At 35.7% G+C, this 20589-nt stretch carries 20 protein-coding genes and 1 pseudogene; 17 read left to right on the forward strand and 4 right to left on the reverse strand.

Features of this window, described 5'->3' with window-relative positions:
- Positions 1 to 63: 63 nt before the first annotated feature.
- Positions 64 to 246, forward strand: a pseudogene (locus AC4GZ8_RS05095) (TetR-like C-terminal domain-containing protein); the annotation flags it as partial.
- A 242-nt stretch (positions 247 to 488) separates the two neighbouring features.
- On the opposite strand, the gene AC4GZ8_RS05100 reads toward AC4GZ8_RS05095, so the two are convergent.
- Positions 489 to 1493 (reverse strand): DUF3231 family protein, encoded by a 1005-nt coding sequence (locus AC4GZ8_RS05100; RefSeq protein ID WP_491080717.1) that lies wholly within the window; start codon positions 1491 to 1493, stop codon positions 489 to 491.
- A gap of 185 nt (positions 1494 to 1678) precedes the next feature.
- On the opposite strand from AC4GZ8_RS05100, the gene AC4GZ8_RS05105 reads away from it, so the two are divergent.
- From AC4GZ8_RS05105 to AC4GZ8_RS05135, 7 genes are all read left to right on the forward strand, one after another.
- The gene (locus tag AC4GZ8_RS05105; protein ID WP_491080718.1) at positions 1679 to 1972 is read left to right on the forward strand and encodes a DUF3784 domain-containing protein; all 294 of its coding nucleotides are present in this window, start codon (positions 1679 to 1681) and stop codon (positions 1970 to 1972) included.
- 386 nt (positions 1973 to 2358) lie between these two features.
- Positions 2359 to 2826 (forward strand): DUF3291 domain-containing protein, encoded by a 468-nt coding sequence (locus AC4GZ8_RS05110; protein WP_491080719.1) that lies wholly within the window; start codon positions 2359 to 2361, stop codon positions 2824 to 2826.
- A 364-nt stretch (positions 2827 to 3190) separates the two neighbouring features.
- Complete coding sequence (locus tag AC4GZ8_RS05115) at positions 3191 to 3706, forward strand: DUF3189 family protein (protein WP_491080720.1); 516 nt, start codon at positions 3191 to 3193, stop codon at positions 3704 to 3706.
- A 576-nt stretch (positions 3707 to 4282) separates the two neighbouring features.
- Entirely contained in the window at positions 4283 to 4753 is a 471-nt protein-coding gene (locus AC4GZ8_RS05120; protein ID WP_491080721.1) for a hypothetical protein, read from the forward strand.
- Positions 4754 to 5123: 370 nt separating this feature from the next.
- On the forward strand, positions 5124 to 6134 hold the full coding sequence (locus tag AC4GZ8_RS05125; RefSeq protein WP_491080722.1) for a DUF3231 family protein: 1011 nt from the start codon (positions 5124 to 5126) through the stop codon (positions 6132 to 6134).
- A 384-nt stretch (positions 6135 to 6518) separates the two neighbouring features.
- Complete coding sequence (locus AC4GZ8_RS05130) at positions 6519 to 7004, forward strand: hypothetical protein (protein ID WP_491080723.1); 486 nt, start codon at positions 6519 to 6521, stop codon at positions 7002 to 7004.
- A gap of 241 nt (positions 7005 to 7245) precedes the next feature.
- Positions 7246 to 8700: a S8 family serine peptidase gene (locus AC4GZ8_RS05135; RefSeq protein ID WP_491080724.1), complete on the forward strand. Its 1455-nt coding sequence runs from the start codon at positions 7246 to 7248 to the stop codon at positions 8698 to 8700.
- 249 nt (positions 8701 to 8949) lie between these two features.
- Here AC4GZ8_RS05135 and AC4GZ8_RS05140 read toward each other — a convergent pair whose 3' ends face one another.
- The gene (locus AC4GZ8_RS05140; protein WP_491080725.1) at positions 8950 to 9945 is read right to left on the reverse strand and encodes a sulfite oxidase; all 996 of its coding nucleotides are present in this window, start codon (positions 9943 to 9945) and stop codon (positions 8950 to 8952) included.
- A 150-nt stretch (positions 9946 to 10095) separates the two neighbouring features.
- On the opposite strand from AC4GZ8_RS05140, the gene AC4GZ8_RS05145 reads away from it, so the two are divergent.
- The 4 genes from AC4GZ8_RS05145 to AC4GZ8_RS05160 all read left to right on the forward strand — a co-directional run bounded on the left by AC4GZ8_RS05145 (position 10096) and on the right by AC4GZ8_RS05160 (position 13551).
- Entirely contained in the window at positions 10096 to 10941 is an 846-nt protein-coding gene (locus AC4GZ8_RS05145) for an aldo/keto reductase (RefSeq protein ID WP_491080726.1), read from the forward strand.
- 84 nt (positions 10942 to 11025) lie between these two features.
- Positions 11026 to 11871 carry a D-amino-acid transaminase gene (gene dat / locus AC4GZ8_RS05150; protein WP_491080727.1) on the forward strand — a complete coding sequence of 282 codons (846 nt, stop codon included), beginning with the start codon at positions 11026 to 11028 and terminating at the stop codon, positions 11869 to 11871.
- A gap of 227 nt (positions 11872 to 12098) precedes the next feature.
- A complete protein-coding gene (locus AC4GZ8_RS05155) occupies positions 12099 to 12536 on the forward strand; it encodes an NUDIX hydrolase (protein ID WP_491080728.1) in 438 nt (145 codons plus the stop codon).
- 19 nt (positions 12537 to 12555) lie between these two features.
- Complete coding sequence (locus tag AC4GZ8_RS05160; protein ID WP_491080729.1) at positions 12556 to 13551, forward strand: phosphotransferase enzyme family protein; 996 nt, start codon at positions 12556 to 12558, stop codon at positions 13549 to 13551.
- A gap of 122 nt (positions 13552 to 13673) precedes the next feature.
- Here the strand turns inward: AC4GZ8_RS05160 and AC4GZ8_RS05165 are convergent.
- Together AC4GZ8_RS05165 and AC4GZ8_RS05170 are read right to left on the reverse strand one after the other, a co-directional pair.
- Positions 13674 to 15232, reverse strand: a protein-coding gene (locus AC4GZ8_RS05165; protein WP_491080730.1) for an IS3 family transposase whose coding sequence is annotated in 2 segments (ribosomal slippage) — positions 13674 to 14590 and positions 14590 to 15232 — 1560 coding nt in all. Because the reading frame shifts where the segments join, the coding sequence is not laid out codon by codon here.
- A 203-nt stretch (positions 15233 to 15435) separates the two neighbouring features.
- Positions 15436 to 15654 carry a hypothetical protein gene (locus AC4GZ8_RS05170; protein ID WP_491080731.1) on the reverse strand — a complete coding sequence of 73 codons (219 nt, stop codon included), beginning with the start codon at positions 15652 to 15654 and terminating at the stop codon, positions 15436 to 15438.
- An 81-nt stretch (positions 15655 to 15735) separates the two neighbouring features.
- Here AC4GZ8_RS05170 and AC4GZ8_RS05175 point away from each other — a divergent pair, with 81 nt between their 5' ends.
- From AC4GZ8_RS05175 to AC4GZ8_RS05195, 5 genes are read left to right on the forward strand one after another with little or no spacing between them, the layout of a single operon-like run.
- Positions 15736 to 16548, forward strand: a complete 813-nt coding sequence (locus AC4GZ8_RS05175; protein WP_491080732.1) for a formate/nitrite transporter family protein — start codon at positions 15736 to 15738, stop codon at positions 16546 to 16548.
- Positions 16545 to 19526: a formate dehydrogenase subunit alpha gene (gene fdhF / locus AC4GZ8_RS05180; protein ID WP_491080733.1), complete on the forward strand. Its 2982-nt coding sequence runs from the start codon at positions 16545 to 16547 to the stop codon at positions 19524 to 19526. Before AC4GZ8_RS05175 ends, fdhF begins: the two co-directional genes overlap by 4 nt.
- A complete protein-coding gene (locus tag AC4GZ8_RS05185) occupies positions 19501 to 19998 on the forward strand; it encodes a DUF1641 domain-containing protein (RefSeq protein WP_491080734.1) in 498 nt (165 codons plus the stop codon). The genes fdhF and AC4GZ8_RS05185 overlap by 26 nt, the downstream gene beginning before the upstream one ends.
- 14 nt (positions 19999 to 20012) lie before the next feature.
- Complete coding sequence (locus AC4GZ8_RS05190) at positions 20013 to 20225, forward strand: heavy-metal-associated domain-containing protein (protein WP_491080735.1); 213 nt, start codon at positions 20013 to 20015, stop codon at positions 20223 to 20225.
- A 22-nt stretch (positions 20226 to 20247) separates the two neighbouring features.
- Positions 20248 to 20376, forward strand: a complete 129-nt coding sequence (locus tag AC4GZ8_RS05195; RefSeq protein WP_491080736.1) for a hypothetical protein — start codon at positions 20248 to 20250, stop codon at positions 20374 to 20376.
- Positions 20377 to 20589 lie beyond the last annotated feature (213 nt).

Below are 20589 nucleotides of genomic sequence, written 5' to 3' on the forward strand. Positions count from 1 at the left end.
ATACATACAATAAGTTGGTTTATATTTCCTTATAGTTTCTCTTCCACAATTAGGCCGGATTGAGTAGAACAATTAATAGAAGCAAGAAGGGAGAATAGAGTGGAAGATAAACCTGCAGAATATGTTGCGATTGAAATTAAAACACCCTCATTGGTAGGCATCATCATGTGGTGGATCAGGAAGGGGCTTCATTATAGTTCAGATTATATTTCGGATCAAATATATTTAATGTACAGAGGGGAATGATTCGAAATCATTCATCCATATTAATGACTAGAAGTATAGATCTTTTGATTACCTAATAAGGATGGAAACTAGTACAATCACGTATAATTGTACTAGTTTGTGAAAAGGAATACTTATACTAACGGGTACGATTGTTCAGGAAGGGTAATTGTTTTTTTCTTAATGAACAAACGAAGCAGTTTAGTGGAAGAAGGATTTTCTAAAAAATATAATACCCTACCGAGTTGGAAGGGCATTTTTAGTTATTTTTGTTTTGCAATCTCTGATCTATTAGGTGCAAGTGGAGGTTGTTCTAACCATTTGTTTTTAACCATAATATCAAACCATTTTTTTGTAACCATAAGATTTTGTAAAATGGTTGACTCATAAGTGGTCACTAGGTCTGTTCTCATGGATGATGCAAGACCACCTCCATGATAATTTTGTGCAGCTTGAAACAAAAATCCCATATGATACATCAATAATTTATCGGAAAATGGAGAATCAGTTGAAATGCAAACTTCTGTTTCCAAAGATTTCGGAACTGGTAGGTTATCTGCTTGCATTATCTTTGCGAAAGCTTTTATTTGTCCATCAGCAGTTTTCTGAGAATCGGTTAAAAATTTTCTAACTTCTTTCGATTGTGCCACCTGACTGAAAGCAATGGAAAGAGTTTTTGCCATAATACTTTTTTTGAGGTTTAAAGATATACTAATAATTTCAATTGCTGAAAGTGTTCTACCCTTCCCAAAATAACCATCTTTGAAATCTTTGCTTGTAATATATTCTGGACGTTCATAAGCATAATATAACGGGTCTCTTTGGAAAAGTCCTTTTTCAAGCAATAATTCAATAGTTTGATGATACAACTTTTTAGCATCGTTATCGCACGTGTCGTAAAACTCCCTTAAATCTTTTCTTACAGAAATACCTAATGATATGCTATGTCCTAATAATCCATGTATAGTCATGATGTTTAAATAATTCAGGCAGAATCCATCTGTAAACAATCTCTGTTTTCCTAAAAACAGGTCGGTTTCATTAAATCCAATTGGTGCAGGAAATCCTTCATTCTCAATAAAAGTCTTAATTTGTTTCTTTTGTCGTTCGAATGTCTTTATAGCATCATTAAAAACGGCTTTTATTTCTTCATCCTCAATAATTGAGTACATATATCTATTTACTACATCTGTGGCTGTTCCGTTAACATACTCCCCCCACAAGGAACCTATTTCAGAAGAGGTAAGCTTTAATTTTTCCGTATCCATATTTATCACCTCCAAAGTATTATTTCCAATTTCACGAGAGGTATGATTTTTATTTACCATATTGTATCTTCACCTAACCTGACGATTTTTCTGAACTTAAACTTATTTATCAAGAATATAAAGCTCAATTTTTAATGAAACCTTTAAGAAAAAGTGAACGTAAATAAGATAAAGGGAAGGACAACATGTACTTTGAATTTGATTTTGGTTCTTTAACTGTTGCTTTTCTTTTTATAGTTGTTGCTTACTATGTCGGTATCAAAAAACAAACTTGGATTTTAAGAGGCTTTAATCAAGCAAGGATTAGGGACAAAGATAGGTTAGCAAAAATTACAGGATATTTCTTTTTGAATAGCGGGTTTTTCTTACTCTTAAATGGCATTATCAATATCCCATATCAGGAATCGTTTACACCATCTACAATCATTGCTTACGGTGTGTGCACAATTATTTATGTTCATAAGACATTCGTTGAATAAATCTAATTGTGAAAAATTGAACTTAAACAAACAAGGTGCTTATCTAGAATTAGGATCGTGCTTTATTTTAATGGAATAAAGAATTGAGATAATCTTTCGATTTTTAAATAATTGGTAAAAGAGAGTAACAAGAGTATTCATTAAGAAAAAATATTAAATAAATAAATGGCGACTTTCTGATTAAATTTTGTAGTGAAAACCCCACTGGTTTTTCAACCAAAGAGTGATTTTCTTTTTTGGCTGGTTTTTCTCTCTTGCTGCATTTTCATAAATTTAAATTTACATACAATGCAAATACTTTGTAACAATTACCTAATAAAAGTACGTTATGAAATCTCATCTAACTTGAATATACATAGGTAAAACCTAAAGTTGGAGGGCTGTTTATGACTTTAATTTCTATCTATACTGTTGGCAGGTTAAACCATCCATATGACCACCCTGCCTCTCGTCAATTTTATGAAATAGGGGAAAAGGTATTTCGTCAGGCAACTAAATCAGGTCAACTTATTGAGGCATTTTCACATAATGGAGTCTCTTTTCCTGAAGAAGCCATAAAGGGGGAAGGTTACCCTGTTCTTACATTAACGGTATGGAAAAGCCTTCAAGCTTTATATCGTTTTACCTATTCAGGTCATCATAGGCAGGCGTTGCGAGATAGAAGCAAATGGATGGAACCTTATCAAGAGAAACACCTTTCATATGTAGTGTGGTGGACAGAGAAGATAAATGATGTCTCATGGGAGGAGGCTTCCAAGAGATATAACTATTATATTGAACACGGGCCTACACCTTTTGCATTTGATTTTAAGCAGGCATTTGATCAAAAAGGGGAGACGTGCTTGTTAAAGTAACTGGAAGCTCTTGATTAATTGTAAATTTTCAATTTAAATGACGTGAAAATTTTAAAACAGAGACACTAGAGCAAATCAAATGAAGCGTCTTGACTCTTGATAATATTGGGTTCAAGGCGTTTTTTTATTTTCATAGGAAATGATAGTGATACTGATGATGTTGCTGAAAATTCAAAAGTTGTATCTAATAAGTCAAGGTTGGACAAAATTGGAGAGATCTAATTTCAGTAAGAAAAATGGGCGAAAATATTTTTAATTAAAGTCTAAATTTCCACGGAGTAGTACAACATATAAGATAACTACATACGTTTAGATTTTATTTTTAAAGAAAACGCCAGAAATACAGACGATAAGGGGAATTCATATGATCTTTATATATCATGATTTTGGTGGAACACATACTACATCCATGGCAGCAGCCTATCACCTTAAAAAGATTGATAATCCGGATAAGATACTTGAAAGAGATGAAATACTTGCTGTCCCTTATTTTAATAAATTGACAAAAAAAGATGCTGGCAGATTTATTTTCCACGGAGTAGACGATGAAGGAAATTCAGTATATACACTTGGCAGACGGTCATCTAAACTTGTCATACCATCACTTTATCACTTTAGTAATATCATCGTTAATCGATATCAACTTAATGAAAGAATTATTTTTTCAAATACATCACCTGTTGTACCATTCGCAATGACAATGGGCGGTTTTTTCTCAAGGGGACTTAAGCTTGATCCGATTGGAGTACCTCTTTTGGTGGTAGGAGCAAAGCAATGCTGTAAACATATTAAACAGCTAGTTGATCATACAAAAGAAATCGCGAATGAATCAAAAGAGCCCCTTATCGTAACAATTGAAAATCAAAAATATCAGGCTTAATGACGGAATTATTGAACGCGAATTTAAAGTTTGAAATATAAGAAACGCCTCGGTCTTCGCATATATAGCTCGCCTATTTTAATTGATACTTATATTAAAGCATTAAGAAATAGGGTTGATCCATGCTTTATTGATTAGCTAGAAGATTAGATTTATAACAGGATCTTAACGATTATACTCGACCAAAGTTCATTTTATTGTTTAAAAGTGGTTAACCAAATACCTTCAAACCCAAAATACTCGCACCAGACCGAGCGCTTAGGTTATTTGATAAAATACGAAGAATGACAGAAACAAAGGGATCATTTGATTAAAAATGAAAGGTCTGCTTATAAATAAGCAGACCTTTGTTTATTTCAATTATGATTCTGCACCATCAATAAAGATTTCTGTTCCTGTTATATGTGAGGACAAGTCTTCCTATTTACATATTACTCTTAGATTTAACAAGAATCGGTGATCATAAACCCTCTCAAATTAAGAAGCAGGTACAATCTATAATTGCATCGGCTTATTCGTTAACATAGCCCAAGCTGGGTGAATACACTAATGTAGTAAAGAAAGGAGGGTTACCAAGTGTATAACAACATGCCAATGCCTCAACAGGTACAGGGAGCTTATCAACCTAATGTTCCAATGCCTCAACAAGTACAAGGAGCTTTTCAACCGAACGTTTCAATGCCTCAACAGGTACAAGGAGCTTTTCAACCGAATGCACCAATGCCTCAACAAGTTCAGGGAGTATCTAAGGACGGTGATATAAAATCACTTTGTCACCAATACATGAACTACCACGTTATGGGAGAAATGAACGACGGGTCACAGTTTGAGGGGATTATCACAGATATGGACGATGATGGTGTGACTATGTTAGTTCCAGAAGAGGTTGATGCAGAGGAAATAAACAGGTTTGGATATGGTTATGGTTTTGATTATGATGATTACGGACGTCCGCGCAGAAGGAGATTCCGTCGTTTTCGTCGACGCCGTTTCCCATTCCGCTTTTTTAGAAGACTATTCCTTTTCCCATATTTCTACTTTTATTAAGCCTTAACAAGAAGCTAGTAAAGATAATAGGACGATACATTTTATAGTATCGTTTAATTAATGTATCGGTATGTGGATAAAGAATCAAGTTTAATGCTGAACGAAATTCATGGCCATATAAATAATCCAGCGCAGGGTCATTAGAATCGTAGGACATAGAATTGTTATGTAATGAACGGTTACTTTAATAATAGATCTTCAATAATAAAGCGCCTTTCTGGAGCAAGGAAAGGTGCTTATTTCAATTTATAGTTCTTTTTGTTGTAAATGTAGTGTGCGAAAAATACTAAAAATAGGAACAGATTGATTTATAATATGTTTCAAAATTGGGAAAGTTAAAGAAAAATCAAATGGTATTAGGAGGGTTTTGGTGAGTAGTTCAAATCGAGTACCAATTACATCTTCAGAATTAGGAAACTTGTGGATGGCATATCAAGACAAAACAATGATTATGAGGTTTCTAGAATACTTTCTTGAGCACGTTGAAAAAGAAGAGTCACGTCAAATCCTCAAGTCTTATTATGAACTTGCTACCCAAAGTGTAGAGTTTATAACCAATATTTTTCAACAGGAAGGCGCCGTTATTCCAACAGGCTTTACTGAAAAAGATGTGAATAAAGGGGCTCCCAAGTTATTCGACTATATGTATGATGTCATGTATTTGCACATGATGACTAAAATAGAAACTAATCTTTATGCACTCTTTTCGACTATGTCTTATCGTCAAGATATAAGAAAATTCTTCATTCGCTTAACGGCTGAAGCGCAAGAATCGTTTGACCAAGTAACAAAAGCTTTATTAGAAGCAGGGGTTCTTTCTCGTCCTCCATATGTATCGATGCCAAAAGAAGTGAAGTTTATACATAAAAAAAATTATATGACTGGATTAAATTGGTTCAGTAATGAGAGGTCCTTAAATACGATCGAAGTTTCTCATATACATCATGCTATTGAGACAAACCTCACGGGGATGCAATTAATGATCGGATTTGCACAAGTAGCGCATGATCAGCAGGTACGAAACCATTTTGTTAAAGGTATGGAACTATCAAAGAAAGTCGAAACAACATTAGGTGAATTTTTACGGCAGGAGTTCATTGAACCGCCAGCAACACATGCAGGAAAAGCCACAAATTCAACTGTCCCTCCATTCTCGGATAAATTGATGATGTATAATACCAGTTTATTAACTACATTTGGACTTGGGAGTAATGCACTTGGCGGTGCTTTTAGTTTAAGAACTGATTTACCCGCGAAAATGGCAATTATTGCAAAGGATATTTTTGATTTTGCAAAACAGGGTGGGAAAATTATGATCAAAAATGGTTGGATGGAAGAACCACCCCCGGTTGAGGATCGAAATCAATTGACCCAAAGGTAAATAGGTATTAAAAAGGGATCTTCGGTTGAGATCCTTTTTTAATGCCAATAACTTGTTTATGTGAACGAAGTTTGTATAGGATCTTGTTTAGCAATCGGGTAGATTGTTGAGGATACCCGATACAATAACGGGAAGAAGCGCTTTTTTTATTGAAAGCAACAGTTCAGGTTAATTAAAGAAGTAATACTATAAAGAATTTAAATTTATGGAACTTTTCTATTTTTACTCGGTATGAGGAAATGATGTACCCGAAGGAGTCAATAGAGGAGAAGAAAGGATCATTATTATTAGAATACCTCTGATAAAAGCTAATACAATATATAAACATAATATGTTTATCCTGCTTTATATAGCAATGCCGAATTGGCGAGAGGGGTGAAAACAATGGAATTCCAAGAAATACTGGATTGGGCTTTTCAGCGCCATCTAAATCCGTTAAGTTGGTATATTCGTCCCGTCTTTTTAATTGTATTAGTCTATTTTGCTTATAAGCACAGCTGGAAAGGTGTTATTATAACCTTTGTGTTAATGATGAGCAGTATGGTCTGGTTTCCAGCACCAGAGACGATTAATCCGCAAATGCAGGAAGTTTTGGAATACGAGCAAATGCTATTAAGTAACCCAGTTTCAGCTATATTTACGATTGCTTTAATGATGGTTTTTGTCGTTTTAATTTTAATCGCTTTTTGGAAGCATTCACTTAAATTTGGTTTGATCATATTAAATATCACACTTATTGGAAAGGTTATCCTGTCATTACTTTTCATAGGCGAGAACGGATGGGCACCACTAGGCAACACTATTTTTGGGCTGATTTTAGTAAATGGTATTGGCTTGTTCATAAAGTATAGAAAACAAAAAAATAAATAAGCAAAGCAAAAATGTGAGTTTATTCAATTAAAGGGTGCTTTAATTGAATAGGGATTAAAAGGCAGCTTCATGCTGCCTTTATTCTTTTGAGTTAATATGAAGCATCTCTTAAACTTTATTCAGGGAATGTTCCAATATGATTATGATATAGACACAAGATGAATTAGAAAAACTTGGAATTTATATACTTATATATTAAGATATTATGTGATAACTATTTTCCAAATTTAGGAGGGTGATTATGAAAAGAAAATTCTTATATACTTTGCTTTCGATTACATTAGGAGCTGGGTTATTATCTGTTGATGGTGCACCTGTTCAGGCTAAGAGTGAAAATCAAAAGATGAATAACACATACGCGATAGCTTTTAAAAATGAGTTACCCAATAATTATAAAGAAGTCATACAAAAAGCAGGTGGAAAAGTAACGAAAGTTCTTCTAGAAGTTGGAGGAGTTGAAGCTCAATCTGACAAAGCTTCTTTTCTGCAAAACTTAAAAAGTATTTCTTCGATAGAAGCTGCCAATAAAGAAATTCCATTAGTGTTAAATGAACCGAGAGCTACCTATGATAAGTATGAGTCAAGTATCATCAGCCAGCAAGAAGAGGGAAATTATTGGGATTCCCAATGGGATATTCAAAGAGTGACTAATGAGGGTAAATCATATGATTTAGAAACAGGCGGATATAAAGATAAAGATGGAAATACTGTACATAAAGCTGTGGTAGGGGTGATTGATACTGGGATTGATCAGTCTCATCCGGATTTACAGGATAATATAATTGGAGGACGAAATCTTGTCCCAGCAGGCATGGATGAGTCTGAAACGGGTGATCCCGCTGATATAAAAGACCGTAATGGTCACGGTACACACGTTGCAGGCATCATTGGGGCGAATGGTAAAGTAAAAGGTGTAGGTCCAGATTTAGGAATTCGAGCCTATCGTGTCCTTTATTCGGAACAAGCGATGGGACTACCAACTTGGATCATAGATGGAATTATTTCAGCAACAAATGATAAGGTTGATGTTATTAATATGTCGCTTCGTTTCTATCATAATACAAAATGGACAATAGATGGTGATAGTTATAAGGAAGTAGCTGAAAAGATCCTTTGGAAGAGAGCTATACAGTACGCGATTAAGAATGACGTAACCGTAGTAGCCGGTAGTGGTAATGAAAGTTTAAATTTAGATGATAAAAACGAAGTAAATGAATTTTTAAATAAGCTTTATGAGCCATATGGTATGAGTGTGAAGGTACCTGCAACCGTAGTACCAGCCCAGCTACCGGGAGTCATTAATGTATCTGCCTCAACAAAATGGTCAACGCATCAACTTGCATTCTATTCTAATTATGGAAGCAGTATTGACGTGGCAGCACCTGGTGGAGATTATGGTTCTAAATATTCGGAAACCAACAACCCAATAGATGCTGATCCAAATAACTTAATCCTGAGTACTTGGCCTTCCTATTTAGGTTCTCCATATGCTTTAAATGCAGGTACATCTATGGCTACTCCTCAAGTGGCCGGAATTGCAGGAGTAATTAAGGCTGCCCACCCAGAATATAAACCTTCACAAGTAGCAGCGCGTATTAAGCAAACAGCTTTGGATTATGGGAAAAATGGACAGGATGCTTTATTTGGTTCAGGAGAGGCAAATGCGTATAGGGCATTAGAGAATATAAAAAAATAGTCTTTAATTTCAGGGAAAATAAAAATGTCAAAAAAAGAGGGATTCAAGTCTACTAAAAGGTTCGTTTTTACAGGAAAAAAGAGCCTAACAGGGTTACTCTAATCCCTTAGAAGTAGACAGAAAAAAAGACTAAGTCGCCAGTGTGATTCGGTATACAACCGGAGAACACTGGTTTGTTTTTTCTACTTCATATTATTCAACCTTTACCTTTACTTGATCAATAGCATTATATCCATATCCTTTTCGGTTCTAATAAGCAGCCGACGGTTGAGTTCGATGATATGAATCAGTTGCCTTTGTTAAAATTGTATATTCGCCTTTTGATTGTATGGTCCATTTATATGACCAATTGAACCAACTATAGCCTTTGTGATCTCTTCTTTCCAACTGTGTATCAGACCATGTTTTTCCATTATCAGTGCTAATTTTCACATTTGTGATATAGCCTTTTCCAGTCCATGCAATTCCTTTTATTTTATGTTCACCTATCTGGATGATCTCCATATTAAGTGGCTTTTGGATAGTTGAATTAACATTTATTGTGGTGACAGGAAAGGACCTTTTATTATCGTTTTTGTTAGGATAATAAACATAATCAATTGATTGAAAGGGACCATGAAATAGATCATCTATTACGCTAATTTGTTTTAGCCATTTGACAGAAGCCATTGCATACCAATGTGGAACAATTAATCTCATCGGGTATCCATGTATAAAGGGAATCGGTTTATGATTGTATTCATAAGCGATAATTGTATCAGGGTGTAAGGCAATTTCGATCGGTAAACTTCTAACAAATGAGTATTCTTTATCAGGGTCATTTCTTTTCCCTGCATCAAATCCTTCAAAAACTATTTCCTTTGCATCCTTCTTAATACCTGATAATGTAAGCAGGTAGCTAAGAGGAACTCCTTTCCAATACCCTTGGCTAATCGCTCCGTTTTCCCATTGCTCTCCATAAATCTTTGGTTCAAACCTAGCTCGTTTGTTCCCAGCACATTCTAAGACAACTTTTATTGTTTTTGAAGGAAAACGAAGAATCTCTTCCATAGAAAATAATTGTGGCCGAGCCACTGAACCCGTTATCGGCAACCAATAGCTAGATAATGACGGATAAGGAAAGTGATTTCGTCTATAAAACAAGGGATTAGGTATTATATCTTTTTCTAAAAAATGAATAGGTGTTTCTTGATTTTCAGGTTGTAAACTTCGTGTTGTAAGATATGGCTTTTGCATATTGAACATAACCTTCTCCTTATAAACAGATTGATGATTATAAGGTATGTCATGCAATAAAAGTTAGACCATTAATATCATCTTAAATGGAGCTAGACTTTATCTATGAAAATGTTTCAAATTTATGGTAATCTAATAGAGGAAGGGAGAGGATTTATAATGGGCATATCAGTACCTGAAATTAGGTTACATGATGGTTTAACTATACCTGTCGTTGGATTGGGTACATATAACTTAAAAGGCAAACAAGGTTCTGAATCAATCCAATATGCGATTGATCATTTAGGGTATCGACTGCTTGATTCTGCTTATAATTATGAAAATGAAGGTACAGTTGGTGAAGCGGTTAGACGAAGCTCTGTTTCAAGAGAAGAATTAATCATCACTTCTAAGTTACCGGGAAGATATCAAGAGTATGATAAAGCAATGATTGCGATTCAAGAATCTTTATATCGTGCGAACTTAGATTATTATGATGTATATCTGATTCATTGGCCAAATCCAAAACAAAACCACTATGTTGAAGCATGGCAAGCTCTAATAGATGCTAAAAAACAAGGCTTAATTCGATCGATTGGTGTATGTAATTTTCTACCTGACCATATTGAACGCCTTGAATCAGAAACGGGTGTAAAGCCAAGTTTAAACCAAATAGAGTTACATCCATTTTTTAATCAAGCGGAGCAACGAAAGTGGCATGAAGATCATGACGTAGTAACACAGTCATGGAGTCCGTTAGCTCGTGCAAATGAAGTTCTTGAAAATAATATATTAAAGCAAATGGCAGAAGCTCACAATAAGACGGTTTCACAAGTCATATTACGTTGGCATTATCAACTTGGCGCCATTTCAATCCCTAAATCTGCATCTCCTGAAAGGCAACTTGAAAATATATCTATCTTTGACTTTCATCTAAATGAGGACGAAATGGCTCTCATCTCAGCATTATCGCGCCCAGACGGCAGAATCAATAACCAGGATCCTGCTGCATATGAAGAATTTTAATATTAAAATGGTTCAGCACATTTCTTTTCCCGGGATGTGCTTTTATCTTAAATAAATTCAGTTGAAAAGAAGTGGTGGAAAGAAATGAAGAAATTTTTAGTGAATGATATGTTTATTGATGAAAAAGATGTTCAGCTATCTATCTATGATAGAGGCTATCAATTTGGTGACGGAGTATATGAGGTTATTCGATTTTATCATAAAAAGTATTTTAAACTGAAAGAACATTTAATTCGATATATTGAAAGTGCTAGAAAAATAGATATCGACACTGATTTGGATCTAGAACAGCTTGAGTCAATGTTTGAAGAATTATTACAGCATAATTCTGTAGAAAATGGCTATGTGTATACACAATTAACAAGAGGTACTGCACCAAGAAGTCATATTTATAAAAAAGAAGACTTAAAGCCTCAACTCATTGCTTATGTTGAAGAAGCAACAAGACCTATTGAAACAATGGAGAAAGGTGCTTCTGCGATTTTACACGAGGATGAGAGATGGACAAAATGTGATATTAAAAGCTTAAATTTACTTGGTAGTGTATTAGCTAAAAACAAAGCCCATAAGTTGGGTGCATTTGAAGCGATATTACATCGAGGGAATATTGTGACAGAAGGCAGTGTCTCAAATGTATTTGTCTATAAAAATAACAAACTATATACATCTCCGGCAGATAACCTCATTTTGAATGGCATCACAAGACTAACGATTATTGAAATTGCAAGGGAACTTGGATTAGAGGTTGAAGAAAAATCGGTGACAGTAGACTTCTTATTATCAAGTGATGAAGTATTTACAACAGCAACTGTATCGGAAATAACACCTATCGTTGAGATTAAAGATAAAGGTTCAATTGGAAATGGAAAACCTGGTGAAGTGACAAAGTTGATTCAAGCAAAGTACGAAGAAAAAATTAAACAGCTTTAACATAATTTATCCCGATTTATTTAACTATGTCGGGATTTTTTTATCCCATTCTTAACGGGCAGTAAAACCCCCACCTCAAGATTCTAGAGAAGCAAAGAAGATAGGTGGGGATAACTGCCCGTAAAGATCCGATAAGTCTCGCTACCCATCAGTGGGGGATAAAGAACACCCCCACTGATGGAAGTCTTGCTTTATCATAAAAGGCTTTAAATGGGGGGTTCGAATTTTTGAAAAGAGTAGATGTTACATATGTTCTTTTGTTTGATGATAAATGCGAGAAGGTATTAATGGTAAAAAATATAGGGAATTCATCTTCATACTACACACTTCCAGGAGGAGCAGTTGAAGAAGGAGAAACTCTTGAAGAAGCGGCGATTCGAGAGGTAAAGGAAGAAACTGGTTTTGATGTAGAAATCGATCATATTTTTTCTGTAAGTGAAGTATTGTTTGAAGATAAGGGGCATCATGTAGTTTTCTTTATTTTCAGAGGGAGAATTATTGGTGGTGAAGTAAATATTTCAATGCCAGAAGAAATTGAAAAGGTAACATGGATGGATTCTTTTAAAGCAGAAGAGTACATACATATAGCAAATGCAGGAAAAGGTTTATTAAAAAGCGGAAATTCAGCACCATATTTACTTAGAGGACTTGTTGTAAATAATTAATTAGCTGGAGGTAATGGGGATGGAGGCTTCCGTAGAAAAGATATTTTCAAAAGAGATCATTGAGCAGGCGGGACAATTTTATAACGTTGATAAAGAGACGGCTGTAAAGCTGGGGGATGCTGAGAACTATGTTTTCGAGGTGTATCGTCATACAACTCCCTATATCCTAAGGATAACACACGAGTCTCATCGTACGAAGCAACAGCTTTTATCAGAATTACTTTGGGTTAGATACCTGCAAAAAAATGGTGCACAAATACCAAATGTATTAGTCTCTATTCATGATAATCTTATAGAAACTGTAAAAGCTTTAGATGGATCAGATTTTTATTGTTGTTTATTTGAAAAAGCACCAGGAATGAGAGTAAAGATTAGTGATAAGGAATTTAATGAGTCAATATTTTTTGAATGGGGAAGAACGATCGGCCAATTTCATAAACTTACGAAAAATTATCGACCTAAACAAATCCATAAACGATTAGAATGGGATGAAGAAGAATTATTAACGATTGAACAATATTATAAGGATGCTCCAAATGGAATTATCCAGCAACAGAAGTTCCTTAAGGATAGGTTATTACAACTACCACAGCATAGCGATAACTATGGTCTTATCCATTCTGACATCCACCATGGGAATTTTCATGTTCATGACGGCACAATTTATGTGTTCGATTTTGATGATTGTTCATATCATTGGTTCGCAAGTGATTTAGCGATACCCCTCTATTATTATATTTGGAGTTTAGAAACTAGCGGAATCACAGATTTTGAGGAACATGGAAAAGTATTTATGAAGGAATTACGAAAAGGATATGAAACAGAAAATAAGCTTAGTGCAGCTGATTATCAAACAATTCCATTGTTTTTAAAGTTAAGGGATCTTACTTTGTATAGCTTTTTCCATAAGAAGTTTGACATCGAAAAAATGGATAATCAGATGTTGAAAATATTACGTAGGATGGAAGAGAGAATTCTTCAAAATCAACCTATTATTCATCTGGATTTCACCTAAGTTTATGACAAGATGAAAGGTTTTATCTTTAGAAATCGAGATATCTAAAATATGAAAAAATAAACAGTCGCGAACCTTGAACTGCTCCCTGTCAAGTAGACAGTTGAAATAACAAAAATGATCTAAGCGGCTTTAGCTCTAAATTCCATTGGACTAAGGCCGTTTAGTTTTTCTTGATATCTTTCATGATTATAGAAGTGGATATATTCATTTATCGCAATGCAGAGTTCCTCAAAGGTCTCGTATTTATTTAAATAATATTTCTCACATTTGAGCGTTCCCCAAAAAGATTCCATTGGCCCATTATCAATACATCTTCCGACTCGAGACATACTTTGTGTCATACCTGCAGTTTCTACCCTTCGTTTAAACCCATGAGAGGTGTATTGAAACCCGCGATCACTATGGATAAGCGGATGTTGTCCATTTAAAAGAGCTATAGCCTGGTCAAGTGTATCAAACACAAGTTTATTATTATTGGAGTGCCCTATAACATAACTAACAATTGATCCATCATATAAATCACGAATAGCACTTAAATAGGCCTTTTTTGACTGACCATACTTAAATTCCGTCACATCTGTAACCCATTTTTCATTTGGATGATTAGCTATAAATTCGCGATTTAACACATTTTCTGCCACATGTTGAGGGGAAGAGTATTTATAACGTTTCTTACCTTTACGGATAACGGCTTGTATACCACAGATTTTCATTAATCGATAAATTCTCTTGTGGTTAAATTTCCGGCCAAACTTCCGGTTAATGTTCATTTTCATTCGGCGATATCCATAGATTCCCGCAACTTTCTCATGGAGAACCTTTATCTCTTTAATAATTTCTTCATTCTGAAGTTCTCGCTCGGACGGTGTTCGATTTAACCATTTATAATAAGCTGATCGCTCAATACCAGCGATTTCACAAAGTAGTGAAACCGCAAGGTTTTCTTCCTCCTGAAGCTCCTGGATGGCTACATACCTTTCTTCATATCTTACTTGGTCTATCTTCTCCTCCTTTCTATCTCCTCTAACTTTTTTAAATATTTATTCTCAGCTCTTAAGCGTTCATTTTCTCTCTCTAGCTTCTTCATTTCTAGCTTTATTTTTTCCTCTGGTGACAATTCTGCTTCATCTTTGGTTCTTCCTCGTTTATCCTTTAATGCCTCAGATCCTTCGGTCTCGTACTTTCTTACCCATTGATATACTTGTTGATAAGAAACTTCATAAATCTCAGAAGTCTGATGATAATCCTTCCCATTCTCTAAACAATGGATAGCTATTTGAACTCTTTCTTCCCAACTCGTTTTTCTCCCTTTAGTCATAAAGCGAATTCTCCCCTTACCGGTATCTTTTAATTCTCTATGACTATTATACTTTTTAATCCATCGACTAAGGACAGATCTACTTGAAATTTCATACTTTCGAACAATCTCATTTTTAGAGTATTTTCCGGATAGATAATCTCTTATGGCAGCTTCCTTTAACCCTTTAGAATATGACTTCCAAGTGTTTGAATCCCTTAACCCACTTATCCCGTTTTTCTCAAACTTCTCTAGCCAATTATAGAAGGTATATTTTGTGATTTGATATCTTAAACACAATTCCTTAATTGTGTAGTCTCCATCTTTATAAGCCATTAATACTTTGTACTTATATTCAATTGGAAAGTATTTATTAGACATAAAAAGCTCCCCCTAAGGAAAAACAGATTTATTTTTTCATCTGTCTACCTTAAGGGGAGCATATCACCTGCAATGTCGTGACTGTTTATTTTTTTGTCCAAATTTCGAAAGCCTTAGAAGAATACTCGGCAGTGAAAAATTAAAACTACAATCTTTAATTAAAGTTAGAAAAACCTCAACTATATGACTACCTTCACAAGTTTTTAAGGAAGTAAAAAGATATCATGATAGGGAGGACTATCCAACTTTGACTTTTTTAAATGTCCTTCTGTTATGAGTTCCTCTAGCCCATTTTCAATTTCCTCTGGTTTGACACCAAAGATATCTGCAACCTTAACTGTTGAGATGGTCATATATTTTGGTTTTTTCGTAGATGAATGAATCATAGTTTGAACGCGATGAAGTAGTTCATTTTTATCCATAATTTTCTCCTTCATTTATTTATATTCATATTTTTTCCCATTTTTGGAAAGATTATTAACGAATTATAAGGAGTGATAAATGTGGGGTTTCATGCACCTGATGAGATTGCCAAATTGACGGCAGAACATGGGGAAAAAAAGGCAAAACTACCGATAACGAGTGTTCTTATTTTAGGTTTTCTTGGTGGTGCCTTTATTTCTATAGGGTATTTACTTGATATTCGAATAACAGCAAATCTGCCCAACGAATGGGGAACATTGAATTCATTAATTGGGGCGTCAATCTTCCCAGTTGGCCTTATTCTCATTATTATTGCCGGTGGGGAATTGCTCACTGGTAATATGATGGCGGTGTCTATGGCCTATATGACAAGAAGAATCCGCTTAGGGAAGCTTTTGTATAACTGGTTTTGGATTACAATTTTTAATTTTGCAGGAGCTCTATTTGTTGCTTATTTTTTTGGTCAGATCGCAGAACTAACTTCACACGGTGTTTACCTGGAAAAAGTAGTGGAGATTGCTAATGGAAAATTGCAGGAGGATTTTCTTTCAAGTTTGGTTTCTGCAATCGGGTGCAATTGGCTAGTAGGTCTAGCGGTATGGCTGGCATACGGGGCAGATGATATAGGTGGAAAAATTCTTGCGATTTGGTTCCCGATTATGGCATTTGTCGCTATTGGATTTCAGCATGTTGTTGCGAATATGTTTGTTATACCAGCTGCCATTTTCTCTGGCTATTTTAGTTGGACAGATTTTATCGATAATTTTATTCCGGTATTTCTAGGCAATGCCATTGGAGGTAGCGTTTTTGTCTCAATGGCATATTGGGGTGCTTACCAACACTCGTTTAAAAATGACAAGAAGATAAATGGTTTGAGGAGGCATAGAAAATGAGTGAATCACGTTTTACGGTATCGATTAATGGTAAGGAATATCCTGCCGAAGAAGGACAAAAAATTTTAGAGATTGCAAGAAAGGAAGACATTTTTGTTCCAGGTGTATGCTATCATCCAAACCTTGGAACGATCCAGACATGTGATACATGTTATGTATTGGCAAACGGTGAATTAGTAAGATCCTGTACATTAATAGCAGAGCCGGGTATGAAGGTTGACACCATGTCTGAACAAGTAAAGGCTGCTCAATATGAAGGAATGTCGCGGATTTTAAAAAATCATGAGTTATATTGTACAGTGTGTGATAACAATAATGGAAACTGTACGATACATAATACAGTTGAGAAAATGGAACTGGCTCATCAAAAATATCCTTTTGAGGCAAAACCGTACCCGCCAGATAATTCCCATCCATTTTATCGATATGAGCCTGATCAGTGTATTTTGTGCGGACGCTGTGTTGAAGCCTGTCAAGATCTTCAGGTTAATGAAACACTGACAATAGATTGGAGCCGGGAAGTACCACGTGTTATTTGGGATAATGATGTACCAATTGATCAATCATCATGTGTTTCCTGCGGTCATTGTGTAAGTGTATGTCCATGCAACGCTTTAATGGAAAAATCAATGCTCGGTAATGCCGGCTTTCTAACCGGTATTCCTCCCAAAATATTGGGACCTATGATTGACATGACAAAAGAAGTGGAACCAGGTTATCGAGAAATTTTTGCTATTTCCGAAATGGAAGCAGCAATGAGAAAATCAAAGATTAAAAGAACAAAGACTGTCTGTACATATTGCGGTGTAGGATGCAGTTTCGAAGTTTGGACTAAGGATCGCGAAATATTAAAAATTCAAACTACGGAAGAAGCTCCTGTTAATGGTATCTCGACCTGTGTAAAAGGGAAATGGGGATGGGATTTTGTTAACAGTGAGGAAAGATTAACAAAACCTCTGATCCGTAAAGGTGAGGAATTTGTTGAAGCCACTTGGGACGAAGCTCTTTCACTAATTGCAGAAAGATTATCAAGTATAAAAAATGAATATGGACCTGATTCCATTGGATATATTGCTTCATCGAAATGTTCAAATGAGGAAAATTATTTGTTCCAAAAATTTGCACGTGCCGTAATGGGTACAAATAACGTTGATAATTGCTCAAGATATTGTCAATCACCTGCAACATCAGGTCTGATGAGAACAGTTGGCCTTGGCGGTGATTCTGGAACAATTGAAGATATAATGGCATCTGAGCTCATTATTGTGGTTGGGGCGAATCCTTCAGAATCTCATCCAGTTTTAGCGACTCGAATAAAAAGAGCCCACAAGCTTTATGGACAAAAGTTAGCTGTGGTGGATTTAAGAGAAAATGAACTTGCTCAAAGAGCTGATCTCTTTCTCCATCCGAAGCCTGGAACAGATATCATATGGCTCAATGCAATAACCAAATATTTTTTTGATCAAGGTTGGGAGGATGCTGCATTCCTTTCTGAAAGGGTTAATGGTGTTGAAAAATTCAAAGCTTCTTTAGAAAAATTCACGCTTGAATACGCTGTTGAGAAAACAGGCTTGAGCATGGAACAGTTATTGGAGCTTGCAAACATGATAAAAGAATCGAATTCAGTCTGTATGCTATGGGCAATGGGTGTTACTCAACATATGGGAGCAACTGATACAAGTACAGCTATATCAAACCTTCTATTAGTGACAGGTAACTATGGCCGAACTGGAACTGGTGCATATCCACTAAGAGGTCATAATAATGTTCAAGGGGCATGTGATTTTGGTACAATGCCCGCTTGGATGCCTGGTTATGAACCTGTTCAAGATGCTGAAGTTAGGGAGAAATACGAAAAGGCGTGGGGAGTAAAACTTTCAGAAGTGCCTGGACATGATAACCATCACATGGTTGAAGGGATAAGTAAAGGAAAGCTAAAAGCTCTTTATCTTTTTGGAGAAGACATGGCAATTGTTGATGCAAATTCAAATTATGTTCACTCGAACTTTGAAAAACTTGATTTCTTTGTTGTTCAGGATATTTTTTTCAGCAAGACAGCTCAATTTGCTGATGTTGTTTTACCTGCTGCACCTAGCTTAGAAAAAGATGGAACATTTACAAACACGGAGAGACGAATTCAAAGATTCAACAAAGTATTTGAACCACTAGGAGATTCAAAACCAGATTGGGTTATTTTTCAGGAGTTGGCAAATAAGCTTGGTGCAAACTGGGACTATAAACATCCTTCAGAAATCATGGATGAAGCGGCAAGTCTTGCAACGATGTTTGCTGGTGTAAGCTATGAGAGACTTGAAGGCTTCTCTTCACAAATATGGCCAGTCAAAGAGGATGGAACCCAAACTCCATTGCTGTATACAGATAAATTTGGCTTCCCTGATGGTAAAGCCAGACTAGTGCCTGTAGACTGGACAGAACCATTTGAGCCTGGAGAGGACTATGATCTTCATTTAAATAACGGACGTCTCTTAGAGCATTTCCATGAAGGAAACATGACCTATAAGTCAGAAGGTTTGACACATAAAGTGCCACATCCATGGCTAGAGATTTCAAATGAACTTGCGAATGAGCGGGGACTTGAGGATGGTGCACTTGTTGGATTGTCTTCACCATATGGACATGTTGAAGTTCGAGTTATTGTAACTGACAGAGTAAAAGGGAAGGAATTATACCTACCAATGAATTCTGCAGAAGATCTAGAAGCTGTCAATCGTTTGACAAGCAGTTATCATGACTTAACAACTCATACTCCAGCTTACAAGGAGATGTCTGTAAAAATGGAAGTGATCGAGACTAAAGGCGAACCGCCGCTACCGAAGCACAATCATCGATTTGGGAACAGAATCCCACAAATAAGTGTGAAGGTGGAGGAGAAGTGGCAGCGCTCAGACTATACGCCAATTTCTGAATTTGACGATCTAAAGGAGGGGCATTATGGCGAAATCAATCAGGCAAATTAGAAGGGACATTCCAAATGAAGAAGAAGAGCAAGCACAAGCAGTTAATGAAATCTTGAAGGAGCTTGCAGAAAATAAAGAAGCCGTTTTAGCCTTCATTCAGCTTGCAAAAGGGTTGCATGATATGAAAGTATTTGAAACAACAAATTCACTTATCAAGCAAAGTGATGAGGTTGGAGCAATCGCGATTCAGCAACTCAATCAACCAGCCGTTCATAATGTCATAAAATCCGGATTTGGACTGTTCAAATTCCTTGGCTCCATAAAGCCAGGTCAGCTACAAACAATTTTTGAGGGAGTAACGCTTGGGCTTGAAAGGATGTCTCAAGCTGAGGAAAAGGAAGAAAAACAAAGTCTTTGGAAAATGAGAAAAAGATTTAGCAGTCCAGCCGTGCGTGCAGCAATGACAACCATGTTTGATTTTGTAGATGGAATGGGTGAAGCCATTCTTCGTAATAAGGACGGCAAAAAGTAGGGAAGGTGTATCGAGTGAAGAATCAAATGTTTCAAATAAGCAATCTTAATAGTCAAGATGACGCAGAAAAAATTACTCAAGCTGTACTTGGGGTATGGGGGATTGGCCAGGCTGAAGCCAACGTTTCACAAAAAACTTTATTACTAAGTTTTGATGAAAGGATGGCGTCCATTCAAGATTTTACACAGGCTATAAAGGAATCCGGTTATGAAATAGCTAGTGAATAATACTCAATTCGAGGTGAATTTCATGTGGTTATGTGAGGTTTGTGGAGCAAAAGAAGAAATTGAAGAAACAATAAATGAAGAAGAAGTAATGCAAGCTTTCACACTACATATTTGTGAAAGCTGTCGGGAGGATCGAAAGTATTTAGATTAGTTTTCTCTATTAAAGATATAATAAAAACAATCCATGCAGAGTAATAAGCTTCAGTTCCTTGGTAGGTAAGGGATTGGAGCTTTTTGGTTTTTGAACACCAACTTGTGAAAAATATCTAGTGTGACCTAAAACAGCTATCTCCTAGTTGATTAGTTATATTTTAGGATTTTCATTTAATAGGGCTCTCAACATTTCCTAACATTTCCGAACATC

Source organism: Metabacillus sp. RB-C-LZQ-3-1, from assembly GCF_058315175.1.

What these genes read in the sequence shown, in the direction of transcription:
- AC4GZ8_RS05100 (WP_491080717.1), bottom strand. Translation starts at nt 1,493, where the DNA reads ATGGATACGGAAAAATTAAAGCTTACCTCTTCTGAAATAGGTTCCTTG.
- AC4GZ8_RS05105 (WP_491080718.1), top strand. Translation starts at nt 1,679, where the DNA reads ATGTACTTTGAATTTGATTTTGGTTCTTTAACTGTTGCTTTTCTTTTT.
- AC4GZ8_RS05110 (WP_491080719.1), top strand. Translation starts at nt 2,359, where the DNA reads ATGACTTTAATTTCTATCTATACTGTTGGCAGGTTAAACCATCCATAT.
- AC4GZ8_RS05115 (WP_491080720.1), top strand. Translation starts at nt 3,191, where the DNA reads ATGATCTTTATATATCATGATTTTGGTGGAACACATACTACATCCATG.
- AC4GZ8_RS05130 (WP_491080723.1), top strand. Translation starts at nt 6,519, where the DNA reads ATGGAATTCCAAGAAATACTGGATTGGGCTTTTCAGCGCCATCTAAAT.
- AC4GZ8_RS05135 (WP_491080724.1), top strand. Translation starts at nt 7,246, where the DNA reads ATGAAAAGAAAATTCTTATATACTTTGCTTTCGATTACATTAGGAGCT.
- AC4GZ8_RS05140 (WP_491080725.1), bottom strand. Translation starts at nt 9,945, where the DNA reads ATGTTCAATATGCAAAAGCCATATCTTACAACACGAAGTTTACAACCT.
- AC4GZ8_RS05145 (WP_491080726.1), top strand. Translation starts at nt 10,096, where the DNA reads ATGGGCATATCAGTACCTGAAATTAGGTTACATGATGGTTTAACTATA.
- dat (WP_491080727.1), top strand. Translation starts at nt 11,026, where the DNA reads ATGAAGAAATTTTTAGTGAATGATATGTTTATTGATGAAAAAGATGTT.
- AC4GZ8_RS05160 (WP_491080729.1), top strand. Translation starts at nt 12,556, where the DNA reads ATGGAGGCTTCCGTAGAAAAGATATTTTCAAAAGAGATCATTGAGCAG.
- AC4GZ8_RS05170 (WP_491080731.1), bottom strand. Translation starts at nt 15,654, where the DNA reads ATGGATAAAAATGAACTACTTCATCGCGTTCAAACTATGATTCATTCA.
- fdhF (WP_491080733.1), top strand. Translation starts at nt 16,545, where the DNA reads ATGAGTGAATCACGTTTTACGGTATCGATTAATGGTAAGGAATATCCT.
- AC4GZ8_RS05185 (WP_491080734.1), top strand. Translation starts at nt 19,501, where the DNA reads ATGGCGAAATCAATCAGGCAAATTAGAAGGGACATTCCAAATGAAGAA.
- AC4GZ8_RS05195 (WP_491080736.1), top strand. Translation starts at nt 20,248, where the DNA reads ATGTGGTTATGTGAGGTTTGTGGAGCAAAAGAAGAAATTGAAGAAACA.